Raw genomic sequence first — 15,280 nt, 5'->3', positions numbered from 1 at the left:
GGTAGCGGCGAGCGCTTTGTGATCGAAATGGCAAATAATTAATCTTTTATTTGCATTTATTTAACATTCGACCACAATCCACTCATCTGGTCGTACCAGATCATTATACGGTTTCTGGAGATCGCTATGCTTTATCAAAGTGAAACGCTCTACGTGCGCTGGCTGGAGGAAGGGATCGCGGAGCTGGTCTTTGCCTCTCCCGGCTCGGTGAATACCCTGGATACCAAAACCGTTGCCAGCCTGGGCAATGCGTTGACCGTGCTTGAGCAGTTGGAAGGCTTGCAAGGCCTGCTGCTGCGCTCGGACAAACCGGCATTTATCGTCGGCGCTGATATTACCGAATTCTTGTCACTGTTCGCTGCACCGCGCGAGCATCTCCAGACCTGGTTAGAACAGGCCAACCGTATCTTCAACCGTCTTGAAGATCTGCCGGTGCCGACGGTTGCCGCCATCAACGGCTATGCCCTTGGCGGCGGCTGTGAATGTGCCCTGGCGGTGGATATCCGTATCGTCACACCGTCCACGCGCATCGGTCTGCCAGAAGTCAAACTCGGTATCATGCCCGGCTTTGGCGGCTCGGTTCGCCTGCCGCGCCTGTTGGGCGCCGACAGCGCGCTGGAAATCATTGCCGCAGGAAAAGACATCAATGCGTCAGAGGCGTTGAAAATCGGTCTGGTTCAAGCAGTGGTGCCTGATGAAAAACTGGCGGCGGCGGGAGCAGACGTTCTCCGTCAGGCCATTTCTGGTCAAATTGACTGGTTGTCCTACCGTAAACCCAAACGGGAACCGCTCAAGCTCAATGCGATAGAAGCAGCAATGAGCTTTACCATGGCCAAAGCGATGGTAGCGCAAACCGCCGGTAAACATTATCCCGCTCCCCTGACCGCAGTCAAAACCGTTGAAGCCGCAGCGGGGATGACGCGCAATGATGCATTGCGCATCGAGACACAGAATTTTGTGACGCTTACTGCAACGTCAGCAGCACGTGCTCTGGTCGGTATTTTTCTAAACGATCAGTATGTTAAAGGCAAAGCGAAGAAACTGTCAGGTGCGGTATCCGTACCGCAGCAGGCCGCCGTGCTGGGTGCGGGCATTATGGGTGGCGGCATTGCCTACCAGTCTGCCTACAAGGGCGTGCCGATTGTGATGAAAGACATCAACGATAAAGCGCTGGCACTGGGCATGGCAGAGGCCGCGAAATTGCTCAACGGCCAGTTGACGCGCGGCAAGCTGGACGGTTTGAAAATGGCGAATATTCTGAGCCACATTCAACCAACGCTTGATTATGGCCGCTTTGCAGATATCGATATCGTGGTGGAAGCGGTGGTGGAAAACCCCAAGGTGAAGGGAGAAGTACTGGCGCAAACGGAAACGCACCTTGGCGAAAACGCCATTCTGGCCTCCAATACGTCGACGATCCCCATCGCATTGCTGGCAAAAGCCCTGCAACATCCTGAGCGTTTCTGCGGCATGCACTTCTTTAATCCGGTGCACCGTATGCCACTGGTGGAAATCATCCGTGGTCCGCAAACCAGCGACGACACTATCGCACGCGTGGTGGCCTACGCCAGCAGGATGGGCAAGACCCCTGTCGTGGTGAACGATTGCCCCGGCTTTTTCGTCAACCGCGTGCTGTTCCCCTACTTTGCCGCCTTCAGCTTGCTGCTGCGCGATGGCGCTGACTTCCGCCAGATAGACAGCGTGATGGAGAAGCAGTTCGGCTGGCCGATGGGACCGGCGTACTTGCTGGACGTGGTCGGTATCGATACCGCTCACCATGCCCAGGCGGTTATGGCGCAGGGTTTCCCACAGCGTATGCAGAAAACCGCACGCGACGCTATTGATGTGCTGTTCGAACAGCAGCGCTACGGTCAGAAAAACGGACAAGGGTTCTACCGTTATACGCCCGATAAGAAGGGCAAGCCGGTAAAAGAACAGGATAAAAGCGTCGATGCGCTGCTGTCAGAGGTCGCCAATGACAGTCGCCCCTTTACCGCACAAGAGATTATCGCCCGCATGATGATCCCGATGGTCAACGAAGTCGCCCGCTGTCTGGAAGAAGGCATTGTCGCCAGCCCCGCAGAAGCCGATATGGCGTTGGTGTATGGGCTGGGGTTCCCGCCGTTCCACGGCGGTGCCTGCCGCTATCTCGATACGCTGGGCAGCCGCGACTATGCGCTACAGGCCAACGCCCTGGGATCCCTCGGCGCGATATATCAGATCCCAGATGGCCTGCGCCAGTTGGCAGAACGTAACGACAGCTATTATCCCCCAGCGGCACCGCACGCGGGTATCTCTCTCGGTTAATCGGCATGAGGTCACAGAATATGGAAAACGTTGTTATTGTCGACACCATCCGCACCCCGATGGGACGCTCAAAAGGGGGGGGCATTTCGTCAGGTGCGCGCCGAAGACCTTTCCGCCCACATGATGCGCAGCTTACTGAGCCGTAACCCGGCGCTGGACGCCCATGAGATAGACGATATCTATTGGGGCTGCGTACAACAAACGCTGGAGCAAGGTTTTAATATCGGCCGCAATGCAGCACTGCTGGCGGAGATTCCGCCGACCGTGCCCGCCGTCACAGTTAACCGCCTGTGCGGCTCCTCCATGCAGGCACTGCACGATGCCGCCCGCGCCATCATGGTCGGGGATGCCAGCACGTGTCTGATCGGCGGTGTGGAGCACATGGGGCATGTGCCGATGAACCACGGCGTCGATTTTCACCCGGGCCTGAGCCGCACCGTGGCAAAAGCAGCGGCGATGATGGGGCTGACGGCAGAGATGCTGGCACGTATTCATCACATCAGCCGTGACATGCAGGATCAGTTCGCCGCTCGCTCTCATCAGCGCGCCTGGCAGGCAACCCAACGCGGTGCCTTCCGCCATGAAATCGTCCCCAAGGTCGGCCACGATGCCGATGGCATACTGCATGCGTTTCGCGATGATGAAGTGATTCGTGCCGACACCACGGTAGAAAGCCTAAGCAGCCTGAAACCCGCCTTCGATCCGGCGCAGGGCACAGTGACCGCAGGCAATGCCTCCGCCCTCTCTGACGGCGCAGCCGCCATGCTCGTCATGAGCGAATCACGCGCACGGGAACGGGGTCTGACCGCGCGCGCGCATCAAAGCAATGGCGGTGGTCGGCTGCGATGCATCCATTATGGGCTACGGCCCAGTGCCCGCCGTACAGTTGGCGTTAAAGCGCGCAGGGTTAGCACTGACGGATATCGGGGTGTTTGAACTTAACGAAGCCTTTGCCGCACAAACGCTGCCCTGTCTCAAAGATTTAGGGCTGTTGGAAATCATCGATGACAAGGTGAACCTGAATGGTGGGGCTATCGCGCTCGGTCACCCCCTCGGCTGCTCCGGCGCGCGTATTTCCGGCACGCTGATCAACCTGATGGAACAGCGCGACGTGCAGTTTGGCGTAGCGACCATGTGCATCGGTCTCGGTCAGGGCATTGCCACGGTATTTGAACGGGTATAATGTGCCAACGCGCCCGTCGGAGCGGTTATCTCTCCGGCGTGGCGCGTAGCACATTCACTAGGCGGAATCGCGCTCAATCAAGGTAAAACCGATATCGATAATCGGGCTTTCCGTGCTTTTTCCTTCAATCTTGTCAGCAAGCAGCGTGGCAGCCTCTTTGCCCATCTTCCAGCTGTCGACGCCCAGCGTCGAAATCGATGGTACGTTGTGCGCCGCAAACGCCAGATCACCAAATCCCATAACGGCCAGTTGCTGCGGCACCGCTACGCCTTGCGCCGTCGCTTCCATGATCGCGCCCTGCGCCAGGGTATCAGAGCTACAGACTATCGCATCCAACGGCTCACCTTGCGCGAATAGCTGGCGTAGCCCAGTGCGCCCCGCCGCCATCGAGGCGGGTAACGGCACGATGACTTCACTCAGCGTGCAGTCGGTTTGGCGCGCTAAGGCATCATATAAACCGTTTTTTCGCTGCGCCGCACGCCGATCCGCAGCCCAAATTAAACCAAAACGCCGATGGCCTTTACCCAGCAGATAGTCTCCTGCGGCAAAGCCAATCTTCTCATGGGAAAAGCCAATCAACATATCCAGCGGCGTTGGCGTCAAATCCCAAATTTCGACCACTGGAACCTGGGCATTGAGGATGATTTTGCGCAATTCTGGCGTGTGATGAATACCCGTCAACACCACCCCGTCAGGGCGACGTGACAATAACGTGGCCACAATGTCCGCCTCCGTTTCATCGGAATATCCCGCTACACAGAGCAACATATGATAGCCACGTGCATCCAGCTCATCGCTGATGGCCTGAATGGTATCGACAAACATGGCGTTGTTGATCTGAGGCACTACCACGGCAATAAGCTTGCTGCGACGAGAGGCTAGCCCACCAGCCAGCAGGTTGGGGATATAGCCGGTAATGCGCACCGCTTCCATCACCTTGTCGATGGTCGCGGCCTTCACCAGCCTGGGGGTGTTCAACGCACGGCTTACCGTCATTGGCGACAGCCCAGATGCTCTGGCGACATCCTCAAGTGTGGGTGTACGCGGTTGGCTACCCTTGGCGCGCTTATCGCTTTTCAATGACGTGTTTCCTTATCAACGGTCAGACTTCCGGCGTTGGCATTATCCTGAATAGTGGCACGGTTTTCCACCCACCCGCCCGACTGGCACGATCTTTATTATGAAATGATTGCGCCAACATTTTAGTCATATCATTGACACCAATACCAACGGTCACCTCACACTCCACAGGAGATTACAAAGCAATGCTGCTTAATTTGTGATCCATTATACAAAAACAACGCGTGATAATAGCGCTAACAAGAGGTTCGATCTAAAAATGTTAGCGCAATCATTTTATTTCAGGATGCCATCATGACCCTACACGCCAATTCAGATGCCGTAAGCTACGCCAAAACTGCACACACCCCGACCGCAGCAGAGACCGGGGATCGTATTGAACAGGTGAAGATCTCCTTAGCCTTTTTACCACTGGCAACGCCCGTAAGTGATGCCAAGGTGTTAACGGGACGCCAAAAGCCATTGACGGAAGTCGCGATAATATTCGCTGAAATCCGCACGCAGGATGGCTTCGAGGGCGTAGGGTTCAGCTACTCCAAACGCGCGGGGGGTCAGGGTATTTATGCACACGCCAAAGAGATTGCCGATAATCTGCTCGGCGAAGACCCTAACGATATCGACAAGATTTATACCAAACTGCTGTGGGCCGGTGCTTCCGTCGGGCGCAGCGGTATGGCAGTACAAGCCATTTCCCCGATTGATATCGCGCTGTGGGACATGAAGGCCAAGCGCGCCAGATTACCGCTGGCCAAGCTACTGGGTGCACACCGCGATTCGGTGCAATGCTATAACACCTCGGGCGGTTTCCTGCATACGCCGCTTGAGCAGGTGCTGAAAAACGTGGTGATTTCCCGCGAAAATGGCATTGGCGGCATTAAAATCAAAGTCGGCCAGCCGAATACCGCAGAGGATATTCGTCGCCTCACCGCCGTGCGTCAGGCGCTGGGCGATGACTTCCCGTTAATGGTCGATGCCAACCAGCAATGGGATCGTGAAACGGCCATCCGTATGGGCAGAAAAATGGAGGCGTTTAACCTGGTGTGGATTGAAGAACCGCTGGATGCCTATGACGTTGAGGGCCATGCGGCGCTGGCAACGGCGCTGGACACCCCGATTGCTACCGGCGAAATGCTAACCAGTTTCCGGGAACACGAGCAACTGATCCTCGGCAATGCCTGCGATTTCGTTCAGCCAGACGCTCCACGCGTTGGTGGCGTGACGCCGTTTTTGAAAATCATGGATCTGGCGGCCAAACACGGTAAGAAACTGGCACCGCACTTCGCAATGGAAGTGCACCTGCACCTCGCCGCGGCCTACCCCATCGAACCTTGGCTGGAACACTTTGAATGGCTGAACCCACTGTTTAACGAGCAGCTTGAACTGCGCGATGGTCGGATGTGGGTCTCTGACCGCCCGGGGTTGGGCTTCACCATCAGCGAGCAGGCGCGGCGCTGGACGGTACAAACCTGTGAATTTAAGTAATCGGTAGCGCATCCCGTTGCGGCTCGTGCGGGTCTGCCGGGTCACAACGTAAGATGCTTTGGTGCACCTTTAGCACACGTGCTGTTCCCCCCCGTTGATGAACTCCGCCGGGAACAGCACGTTTTTTAAGGCACTCAAATGAAGGAGAAGGCGTCGCTATACAGGTGGTCAACCAATGCACCACGCTCGTTACAGAAGCGCTCGCGGGCAATTTTTGCCATTTCAAAGCGGCCGGCAATGTAGATATCATGGCCTGATAATGTGCCGTAATCCTGCAATACCGCGCTGAGCACCGTACCTGTTCTGCCATTCCACTCTTGTTCCGGTTGCTCAACCACAGGGATAACCTGCAAATTCGTGTATTGGCTCGCCAGAGCCTGTAGCTCGGTCAAATCATACAGGTGCTTGATCTCCCGCCCACCCCAGTAGATCGCTACCTCGCGCTCAGGTTGATGCGCTAGCGCCGTCAGCAAGATAGAACGCGCATAAGAGAACCCCGTGCCGCCGGCAATCAGGATCAGCGGACGATCGCTTTCTTCGCGCAGCCAGGCCTCACCGTGGGGGATATCCACCGTCAGAGCGCGCTCTTTCAGAATACGATCCATCACCGCCATCGCATACAAGTTCAGCTCTGAGGCCCCTACGTGCAGTTCGATAAACTGCTGTTCCATCGGCGTTGAGGCCATCGAGAACGGGCGCTTATCACGCTCATCCATTACCACCATCAAATACTGACCGGCACGGAAAGAGAAAGGGGCTTCCGGCAACAAACGTACCCGATAAACCGTATCCGTTATCGCCTCTACGGATGTCACTTTACAGCTCAATGTTGTCATGCATTCCCTCTAAGGGTGATAAAAGCAAAACGAATAACAGCGGCACACCCTACATCAAGCACGCGGCGGGCTGTCGTTAAAAATGGCAAGCTCATCCCATATGGCATCGATACGGGCACACACCGCGGGATCTTTCTTGATGGGATGCCCCCAGTCGCGCTGGGTTTCACCGGGCCACTTATTGGTGGCATCCAGTCCCATTTTGGAGCCCAGCCCCGACACCGGCGATGCGAAATCCAGATAGTCAATTGGGGTATTTTCCATCAATACCGTATCTCGTGCCGGATCCATACGTGTGGTTATCGCCCAGATAACGTCTTTCCAGTCACGCGCATTGATGTCGTCATCACAGACAATCACAAACTTGGTATACATAAACTGGCGCAGGAAAGACCATACGCCCATCATCACCCGTTTGGCATGACCCGCGTACTGTTTTTTCATGGTGACTACCGCCAGACGATAGGAACACCCTTCCGGCGGCAGGTAAAAATCGACAATTTCGGGGAATTGCTTTTGCAAAATCGGCACGAACACTTCATTCAGCGCCACCCCTAATACTGCAGGTTCATCGGGTGGGCGTCCGGTGTAGGTGGAGTGGTAAATGGCGTCCTGACGCTGCGTCACATGCGTAACGGTAAACACCGGGAAGTTATCCACCTCATTGTAATAGCCGGTGTGATCGCCATACGGCCCTTCCGCCGCCATTTCTCCCGGTTCAATGTACCCTTCCAGCACAATTTCCGCGCTGGCGGGCACTTCCAAATCATTGGAGAGGCATTTCACCACTTCGGTTTTATAACCGCGCAGCAGCCCGGCAAAGGCGTATTCGGAAAGCGTATCTGGCACCGGCGTTACCGCACCAAGGATAGTCGCCGGATCGGCACCGAGCGCGACAGAAACCGGGAAGCGTTGACCGGGATTTTCCTGACACCACTCCTGAAAATCCAACGCGCCGCCACGATGAGATAACCACCGCATGATCAGCTTGTTTTTACCGAGCACCTGCTGGCGATAAATACCGATATTCTGACGTGCCTTGTGCGGCCCGCGCGTAACCGTTAAGCCCCAGGTGATCAAGGGCGCAGCATCTTCCGGCCAGCACTGCATCACGGGAATACGGGTCAGATCGACGTCGTCTCCTGACCAGACCTGCTCCTGACAAGGCGCCGATGAGAGCCGTTTGGTTGGCATATTGAGCACCTGACGGAATTTGGGCATGTTTTCCATCAAGTCTCGGAATCCTTTGGGCGGCTCAGGCTCTTTCAAAAAGGCCAGCAGCTTGCCCACATCACGCAACGCCGTCACGCTATCCTGCCCCATGCCCATTGCCACCCGCTCCGGGGTGCCGAACAGGTTGCACAACACAGGCATGGTATAACCGGTGGGATTTTCAAACAGCAACGCCGGACCGCCCGCACGTAGCGTTCTGTCGGCAATCTCCGTCATTTCCAAATGGGGGCTGACAGGGTGGCGAATGCGTTTCAATTCTCCCTTCTGTTCAAGAAGCGCGAGAAATTCACGTAAATCACGATATTTCATGCTGATTGTCAATGCAGTCTGTGAAAACGACATTATAAGGTTTCTTGCCAATTCTGTCGCTTCTTCATGCTGCTATTTATCCGCACAGGGTTTTGTTATGCTTTCCGGCAATGCTCATCGACTGACAGACCCTCGACACAACACATTATGGAAGCCTGGTATTTATTGTATTGCAAACGTGGGCAGCTGCTGCGCGCCAAGGAACACCTTGAACGCCAGGCCGTTAACTGCCTAAGCCCGATGATTAAAATGGAAAAGATCGTGCGGGGAAAACGCGCGGAAGTCAGCGAGCCTCTGTTTCCCAACTACCTGTTTATTGAGTTCGATCCCGAACGCATCCATACCACCACGATTGCCGCTACACGGGGCGTCAGCCATTTTATCCGTTTCGGCGCGCTGCCTGCCATCATCCCCGTGAACGTCATTATCGAACTGGCTCAACACCCGGTGCAGATGATTCACGATCCACAAACCCCGTATCCCGGCGACACCGTGCTGATCACCGAAGGGGTGTTTACCGGACTACAGGCGATTTACAGTGAACCTGATGGTGAAGCCCGATCCATGCTGCTGCTCAATTTTCTTAACAAGCAGGTGCCGCAAAGCCTCGATAATCGTCAGTTCAAAAAGCTATAGTCAGCCATACCTGATAAAAAAAACGCCGCCGGTGAGAACACTCACAGGCGGCGAACGGACAGGGTTGAGCGGATAGGACGATTAGCGGGAAAGCTGTTCGTCACGCAGCCATTGTGCTACCTGCTTGGCAAAATAGGTCAGCACGCCGTCTGCCCCTGCGCGCTTGAAGCACAGCAGTGATTCCATCACCAACGGCTGTTCCTGAAGCCAGCCATTGCGAATGGCCGCCATGTGCATGGCATACTCGCCGGAGACCTGATAGGCAAAGGTCGGCACGCCAAACGTTTCTTTAACACGATGCAGCACATCCAGATAAGGCATACCGGGTTTCACCATCACCATGTCCGCGCCTTCCTGCAAATCCTGAGCGACTTCCTGCAAGGCTTCATCCCCGTTGGCCGGGTCCATCTGATAGGTTTTTTTGTTACCGCCTTTCAGATTGCTTGCCGAGCCGACCGCGTCGCGGAAAGGCCCATAGTAGCAAGAGGCATATTTTGCCGAGTACGCCATGATCTGGGTGTTCACCAAATTCTGGGCTTCCAGTTCGGCGCGAATGGCACCAATGCGCCCATCCATCATGTCACTTGGAGCAATGATTTCCGCGCCCGCTTGCGCATGACACAGTGCCTGACGTACCAGAACGGATTTGGTGATGTCATTTATCACATAGCCATCTTGGTCAATAATGCCGTCTTGCCCATGAGTGGTATAAGGATCCAGGGCAACGTCTGTCAGCAGCCCCAACTCCGGCACCGCATCTTTGAGCGCGCGGATCACACGCGGCACCAGCCCCTCAGGGTTGTAGGCCTCTTCGGCATTCAGCGACTTCTTATCGGTATCGATCACCGGGAACAGTGAGAGCACTGGGATACCCAGCTTGGCCAGTTCTTCCGCCTCTTTCACCAGCAGATCCAGCGTCATGCGGTATACACCCGGCATCGAAGGCACTTCCTGACGCTGATTTTTGCCTTCCATCACAAACACGGGATAAATCAGGTCATTGACCGTCAACTGATTTTCAGCAACGAGGCGACGGCTGAAATCATGACGGCGTAAACGGCACAGGCGACGGCCGGGAAAAGCGCCGGGAAAAACATTGCTCATAATTATTCTCCAGAATCATGGCAGCCGGAAAATCCGGCGTGCGTTTTCATCCACTTTTTGCCCCAACATGCTGGCGTCTTCATCGCGCCAGACAGCAACCTGCTGAACGATATGCGGCAAAAAGCAGGGTTCATTACGCCGGGATGCAGGTTTTGGTGATAAATCCCGGGGTAATAAATAGGGCGCGTCTGTTTCCAATAACAGACGGTCGATGGGAATTTGTTTTAGCAGATGGCGCAGTGTAATTCCGCGTCGCTCATCGCACACCCAGCCGGTAATGCCTATCGAAAGACCAAGACGTAAGCACTCATCCAGTTCTTGTTCGCTCCCCGTGAAACAGTGCAGCACCGCTCCCGGTAGCTTATCCAACCAAGGGGAAAGTAGCGCGATAAAGCGTTCATGGGCATCACGGCAATGCAAGAAGACGGGTAACGCCAGCTCTGCGGCCAACGCTAACTGCGCGGAAAAGGCGTGTTCCTGCTCATCAGGCGTAGAAAAATTGCGATTAAAGTCCAATCCACACTCGCCCAGTGCCACAACGGCAGGCTGTTGCGCCAACTGAGAAATCCGCTCCGCCACCGCCGTCGACCAACTGCTGGCATCATGGGGGTGCACGCCCGCCGTCGACCAGCAATAGTCTGGGTATTCCTGTGCCAGCGCCAGCGCCTGCTCACTTTCATGCACGTTGGTGCCGGTGATGATCATTCCGCTCACCGCAAGCGCCTGAGCACGCTCAATCACCAGAGCACGATCGTGAGAAAATTGGCTATTGGTCAGATTGACGCCGATATCAAACATGGACATTCCTGAAGGGTAATGACATTCCCGCTGCGACGCGCGTGCCTTGAGGGGAAGCAAATGCAGACTGGAGGAAATCCCCGCCTAAGCGGGGATAGTAACAAGATTCAGGACGATGGACCTTCTTTGCTTTCTTCTGCTTCGCGCTCTTCCGCCTCATACTGACGGCGTCCTTTCCCCACGTAAAAACGTGAGCAGAACAGGCCAACTTCAAACAACAGGTACATCGGAATCGCTAGCAGCGTCTGTGAAAACACGTCCGGCGGCGTCAACAACATACCGACAACGAACGCGCCGACCAGCACATAAGGCCGCTTTTTCTTCAAATCTTCTGTGTTGGTCACACCGCTCCAGCACAGCAGCACAATAGCAATAGGTACCTGGAAAGAGACACCAAAGGCCATAAACAGCGCCATCACGAAATCGAGGTAGTTATTGATATCGGTGGCGATTTGCACACCCTGCGGTGCCGTCTTGGCAAAAAAGCCAAACGCCAGTGGGAACACCACAAAGTAGGCAAATGCCATACCCGCATAGAACAGCAGACTGCTGGAAAACAGCAATGGCATCATCAGTCGGCGTTCATGCTTGTACAGCGCCGGAGCGATAAACGCCCAGACTTGATACAACACCAACGGTGCAGCGACAAACACCGACACGATCATCGTGAGTTTAATCGGCGTGAAGAACGGGGAGGCCACATCAGTGGCAATCATACTGGCCCCGGCAGGCAGCTGTTCAATCAGCGGTGCCGAGACAATCTGATAGATGTCGTTAGCAAAAAAAACCAGCACGACAAATACGCCCAGCACACAAAGAATGCTGTTTAACAGGCGCTTGCGAAGCTCAATCAGGTGACTGATTAACGGTTGTGTATCTTCAACGGCCATAGACTAGCGTTCATCAGCAGAGGGTTGGGAAGGCGCGACAGCCGTGGCAGGCGCTGCGCGCTTATTAGGTACATCATCGGTCGGAGCCACGACAGCGACGGTGGGTGTATTTTCAGGCACCACCGTTGCAGAAGGCGCTTCTGGTAAGCTATTCACTGCCACAGGCGGTGCCAGATCGACAAGGGATGAGGATGGCACAGCGGCAGGTTGGTCGACAGAGGGTAACGCTGCTGGCGAAGAGGCCTGCTCAGCGCTGATAACCCCATCATGCGCAGCCTCAGCATCCGCCAGCGGTTTATGTGGCACCTCACCCAACTGCGCCGTGGCGCTGTCACCGGGTTTCACATAACCGCGTCGCATCGCATCCGCCGCATCTTTGAGCTCGTCCATAGAGGCTTTCAGCTCTGGAGAAAGGTTTTTCAGGCTAGCCTGCTCCACCTTCTTCAAACTGTCCTGCAACTCTTGCAACTTCAACTCTTGGGTCAGCTCATTTTGCACCGTAGACGCCAGCGAGCGCAGCGTTCTGACCCAGCCAGCAATCGTTTTAACCGCAACGGGCAGGCGTTCAGGCCCGAGTACCACCAGGCCGATCACCATTACGAGCATCAGCTCACCAAATCCGATATCAAACACCGATTATACCTGCTCTTTGTGCTGGCTCTTCGTTTCTTCTGATTTTACGTCAGCCTGTTGTTCCGTGATGGACTTCGTCGCGAAATCGGCATCCTGCTGTGTTTTTTCATTCTGGTTTGCAGATGCGCTGTCAGCGGACGAAGGTTGGTCATCGCTGATGGCTTTTTTGAAGCCTTTAATCGATGCGCCCAAATCGGAGCCTAGCGTTCTCAGCTTGTTAGTACCAAACAGCAGCACCACGATCACCGCAATGATCAACAAGTTCCAAATACTAATACCACCCATACTAATTACCTCTTTTCTACAAAGGGGAGTTATCCATCATCTTTCACACCGCAAACAGTCGTGTGTGCATTTTTGTCCGAAAACGAGCCACCGCGCGTTATTCTTGCCTAGAGCATGCATGCCCAGAGGATGCGCTCGGTTTGCGTTTCCTGCAACGCCTTTTTCCTGCGGCGGAAAGGCATATAAGGTCAAAGCCGTGACTATTATATACGGCTATTAATAGCGCCTGTCATGATCTGCTTCAACGTGTACGACGCCAACCAATGACCCAGCTCACAACACCAGCGGCCATTAACCCCGCCGAAATCACTTCCGGGAGGTCCTGGCGCCCCACCAACATGAGTAACCCAGCCAGCAGCAACGTCGCGCCAACGCCAAATAAATAACGCGACTGGCTTTGACGTACACGCTGCATACGCAGTTCATCTGTCAGTTGCGTCACGCTATGGCGCAACAGCCGATGCTGTCGCAAACCATCGTAAATCAACTCGGGAATTTCCGGCAATTTTTCCGCCCAGAACGGGGCCTTTTCTTTAAATCCGCGAATCAGGGCAGCAACCCCCATCTGATCTTTCAGCCATGACTCTAGAAAGGGCTTGGCCGTTTTCCATAAATCCAACTGCGGGTACAGTTGGCGGCCGACACCTTCAACGTAGAGCAGCGTCTTTTGCAGCAAGACCAGCTGTGGCTGCACTTCCATGTTGAAACGGCGCGCGGTATTGAACAAGTTTAATAACACATGTCCAAAGGAAATCTCTGCCAGTGGCTTTTCAAAAATGGGTTCGCACACAGTACGAATCGCAAATTCAAACTCTTCAACATTGGTATCGGCAGGCACCCAGCCGGAATCCACATGCAGCTCAGCCACGCGGCGATAATCGCGATTGAAAAAGGCAATGAAGTTTTCGGCCAAATAGCGCTTATCTTCCTTATTCAGCGATCCAACGATGCCGCAATCAATACCGATGTACTGCGGATCTTCCGGGTGTTCTTCGCTGATAAAGATATTGCCCGGATGCATATCGGCATGAAAGAAGCTGTCGCGGAACACCTGAGTAAAGAACACCTGCACGCCGCGCTCTGCCAGCAGTGGCATATTGGTGCCGTTGGCTTTCAACGCCTCAACGTCTGAGACCGGAATGCCGTAGATACGCTCCATGACCAACATGTTTTCACTGCAATAATCCGAGTAAATTTCAGGAATATACAGCATCGGGCTGCCGTCAAAGTTACGGCGCAATTGAATGGCATTTGCGGCTTCACGCAGCAGGTTTAATTCATCAAGCAGGGTTTTCTCGTACTCGCGCACCACTTCACGTGGGCGCAAACGCCGTCCATCCGGCAACAGCATCGGCAGCCAGCCCGCCAAACGGTTCATCAGCCGCATATCCGCCTTGATAACGGGGAGGATATCAGGACGAATGACCTTGATAACCACTTCCTGGCCGTTTGCTTTGAGCCGCGCGGTATGCACCTGTGCGATAGACGCAGAGGCCAGTGGCACTATCTCAAAATCATCAAACCAGCTTTCGAGAGGAATCCCCCCCATCGAGAGTTCGATCTGTTCACGGGCCAGTTTGCCGTCAAAAGGATCGACACGATCCTGAAGGATAGCGAGTTGATCGGCAATCTCCGGTGGAAAAAGATCGCGCCGGGTAGACATCATCTGGCCGAACTTGATCCACACTGGGCCCAATTCCTGCAACGCCAAACGCAAACGTTCGCCAAGCGGTTTGTCCTTATGGCGGTTTGGCATCCAGAATAGGAATTTGCGCCAGACACGCAGCGGTAAGGTGATGCGCAAATGCGGGATCAGCTCATCGAGCCCGTAACTCAACATGACGCGAATAATGTGGTAAAGGCGCAGCAATTCACTTGGCGTCATGCGGCAGACTCCAGCTTCGCCAGGCGTGCCGCCAGCGTATCAACGTCATCGCTCAACGCAGCCACTTCATCATACCACCAGGCGGCTTCTAAGCGCCCCGGCGCAAGCCGCCACTCTTCCGTTACGGTTTCCGTTAAATAGCGCCGCTGGCGATCGAACAAACGGGTGGCACCGCGAAATGCACCTTGTACCGTCTGGCCAATGCCTTGCGCGACAACGTCGCCCGTGTAAGGCGCAAGCCATTCTGCGGGATCGCATTCCGCCAAATCCAACAGATTGACAAAGTGTTGGACAACTTGCATATCCCCTTCAATCACCAGTTCACCGCGACGCATCAGCGATGAAAGCTGCTGGCGATCGCGCAACGTGAGCAGTGCGGGTATCCGGGTTTCTAACTGACAATCCGCCGTATCAGCCCACTGGCTTACCACATCAACGCGGTGCTCACCAAAGACCAATACCAGCGGCACCGGCAGTTCCGCTAACACAATTTTGAGCGTTTTGCCCTGTAGTCGCTGGCGCGCCGCTTTCAAGCTACGTTCACGAAAAAGCAGGCTATTTAACGCCGTTTCCAGCGCGGCAGTCAGCACAGACGTTATCAGCATCAGCGTTTCCCACT

At 54.8% G+C, this 15,280-nt stretch carries 13 protein-coding genes and 1 pseudogene; 4 read left to right on the top strand and 10 right to left on the bottom strand.

The features are described 5' to 3' along the window. Positions 1-126 precede the first annotated feature (126 nt). Entirely contained in the window at positions 127-2,307 is a 2,181-nt protein-coding gene (gene fadB, locus K6K13_RS04795) for a fatty acid oxidation complex subunit alpha FadB (protein WP_222159769.1), read from the top strand. Positions 2,308-2,327: 20 nt separating this feature from the next. Continuing rightward, a pseudogene (fadA, locus tag K6K13_RS04790) lies at positions 2,328-3,490 on the top strand (acetyl-CoA C-acyltransferase FadA). Between the two features lie 57 nt (positions 3,491-3,547). Here the strand turns inward: fadA and K6K13_RS04785 are convergent. Further along, positions 3,548-4,570: a LacI family DNA-binding transcriptional regulator gene (locus K6K13_RS04785; protein ID WP_222159768.1), complete on the bottom strand. Its 1,023-nt coding sequence runs from the start codon at positions 4,568-4,570 to the stop codon at positions 3,548-3,550. Positions 4,571-4,864: 294 nt separating this feature from the next. Here K6K13_RS04785 and K6K13_RS04780 point away from each other — a divergent pair, with 294 nt between their 5' ends. Further along, positions 4,865-6,052 (top strand): L-talarate/galactarate dehydratase, encoded by a 1,188-nt coding sequence (locus K6K13_RS04780; RefSeq protein WP_222159767.1) that lies wholly within the window; start codon positions 4,865-4,867, stop codon positions 6,050-6,052. Positions 6,053-6,186: 134 nt separating this feature from the next. Here K6K13_RS04780 and fre read toward each other — a convergent pair whose 3' ends face one another. Together fre and ubiD are read right to left on the bottom strand one after the other, a co-directional pair. Beyond that, positions 6,187-6,888 carry an NAD(P)H-flavin reductase gene (fre, locus tag K6K13_RS04775; RefSeq protein ID WP_222159766.1) on the bottom strand — a complete coding sequence of 234 codons (702 nt, stop codon included), beginning with the start codon at positions 6,886-6,888 and terminating at the stop codon, positions 6,187-6,189. A gap of 54 nt (positions 6,889-6,942) precedes the next feature. After that, entirely contained in the window at positions 6,943-8,430 is a 1,488-nt protein-coding gene (ubiD, locus tag K6K13_RS04770; RefSeq protein ID WP_222159765.1) for a 4-hydroxy-3-polyprenylbenzoate decarboxylase, read from the bottom strand. 147 nt (positions 8,431-8,577) lie between these two features. Here ubiD and rfaH point away from each other — a divergent pair, with 147 nt between their 5' ends. Continuing rightward, positions 8,578-9,066, top strand: coding sequence for a transcription/translation regulatory transformer protein RfaH (gene rfaH / locus K6K13_RS04765; RefSeq protein WP_222159764.1), 489 nt, complete (start codon positions 8,578-8,580; stop codon positions 9,064-9,066). 81 nt (positions 9,067-9,147) lie between these two features. On the opposite strand, the gene hemB is transcribed toward rfaH, so the two are convergent. From hemB to ubiJ, 7 genes are all read right to left on the bottom strand, one after another. Next, positions 9,148-10,170: a porphobilinogen synthase gene (gene hemB, locus K6K13_RS04760; protein WP_222159763.1), complete on the bottom strand. Its 1,023-nt coding sequence runs from the start codon at positions 10,168-10,170 to the stop codon at positions 9,148-9,150. Positions 10,171-10,185: 15 nt separating this feature from the next. Then, positions 10,186-10,968, bottom strand: a complete 783-nt coding sequence (gene tatD, locus K6K13_RS04755) for a 3'-5' ssDNA/RNA exonuclease TatD (RefSeq protein WP_222159762.1) — start codon at positions 10,966-10,968, stop codon at positions 10,186-10,188. 107 nt (positions 10,969-11,075) lie between these two features. Continuing rightward, positions 11,076-11,858, bottom strand: a complete 783-nt coding sequence (gene tatC, locus K6K13_RS04750; protein ID WP_222159761.1) for a Sec-independent protein translocase subunit TatC — start codon at positions 11,856-11,858, stop codon at positions 11,076-11,078. A gap of 3 nt (positions 11,859-11,861) precedes the next feature. Beyond that, on the bottom strand, positions 11,862-12,491 hold the full coding sequence (gene tatB, locus K6K13_RS04745; protein WP_222159760.1) for a Sec-independent protein translocase protein TatB: 630 nt from the start codon (positions 12,489-12,491) through the stop codon (positions 11,862-11,864). Positions 12,492-12,494: 3 nt separating this feature from the next. After that, positions 12,495-12,776, bottom strand: coding sequence for a Sec-independent protein translocase subunit TatA (tatA, locus tag K6K13_RS04740; protein WP_222159759.1), 282 nt, complete (start codon positions 12,774-12,776; stop codon positions 12,495-12,497). Between the two features lie 241 nt (positions 12,777-13,017). Then, the gene (gene ubiB, locus K6K13_RS04735; protein WP_222159758.1) at positions 13,018-14,661 is read right to left on the bottom strand and encodes a ubiquinone biosynthesis regulatory protein kinase UbiB; all 1,644 of its coding nucleotides are present in this window, start codon (positions 14,659-14,661) and stop codon (positions 13,018-13,020) included. Then, positions 14,658-15,266, bottom strand: coding sequence for a ubiquinone biosynthesis protein UbiJ (ubiJ, locus tag K6K13_RS04730; RefSeq protein WP_222159757.1), 609 nt, complete (start codon positions 15,264-15,266; stop codon positions 14,658-14,660). The genes ubiB and ubiJ overlap by 4 nt, the downstream gene beginning before the upstream one ends. Between the last annotated feature and the right edge of the window lie 14 nt (positions 15,267-15,280).

The sequence above is a fragment of the Symbiopectobacterium purcellii genome (genome assembly GCF_019797845.1).
Lineage (GTDB): Bacteria > Pseudomonadota > Gammaproteobacteria > Enterobacterales > Enterobacteriaceae > Symbiopectobacterium > Symbiopectobacterium purcellii.
The sequence above is the reverse complement of the archived record's forward strand: the minus strand, read 5'-3'. Positions and strand labels throughout refer to the sequence as shown.

What these genes read in the sequence shown, in the direction of transcription:
- fadB (WP_222159769.1), top strand. Translation starts at nt 127, where the DNA reads ATGCTTTATCAAAGTGAAACGCTCTACGTGCGCTGGCTGGAGGAAGGG.
- K6K13_RS04780 (WP_222159767.1), top strand. Translation starts at nt 4,865, where the DNA reads ATGACCCTACACGCCAATTCAGATGCCGTAAGCTACGCCAAAACTGCA.
- fre (WP_222159766.1), bottom strand. Translation starts at nt 6,888, where the DNA reads ATGACAACATTGAGCTGTAAAGTGACATCCGTAGAGGCGATAACGGAT.
- ubiD (WP_222159765.1), bottom strand. Translation starts at nt 8,430, where the DNA reads ATGAAATATCGTGATTTACGTGAATTTCTCGCGCTTCTTGAACAGAAG.
- rfaH (WP_222159764.1), top strand. Translation starts at nt 8,578, where the DNA reads ATGGAAGCCTGGTATTTATTGTATTGCAAACGTGGGCAGCTGCTGCGC.
- hemB (WP_222159763.1), bottom strand. Translation starts at nt 10,170, where the DNA reads ATGAGCAATGTTTTTCCCGGCGCTTTTCCCGGCCGTCGCCTGTGCCGT.
- tatD (WP_222159762.1), bottom strand. Translation starts at nt 10,968, where the DNA reads ATGTTTGATATCGGCGTCAATCTGACCAATAGCCAATTTTCTCACGAT.
- tatC (WP_222159761.1), bottom strand. Translation starts at nt 11,858, where the DNA reads ATGGCCGTTGAAGATACACAACCGTTAATCAGTCACCTGATTGAGCTT.
- tatA (WP_222159759.1), bottom strand. Translation starts at nt 12,776, where the DNA reads ATGGGTGGTATTAGTATTTGGAACTTGTTGATCATTGCGGTGATCGTG.
- ubiB (WP_222159758.1), bottom strand. Translation starts at nt 14,661, where the DNA reads ATGACGCCAAGTGAATTGCTGCGCCTTTACCACATTATTCGCGTCATG.
- ubiJ (WP_222159757.1), bottom strand. Translation starts at nt 15,266, where the DNA reads ATGCTGATAACGTCTGTGCTGACTGCCGCGCTGGAAACGGCGTTAAAT.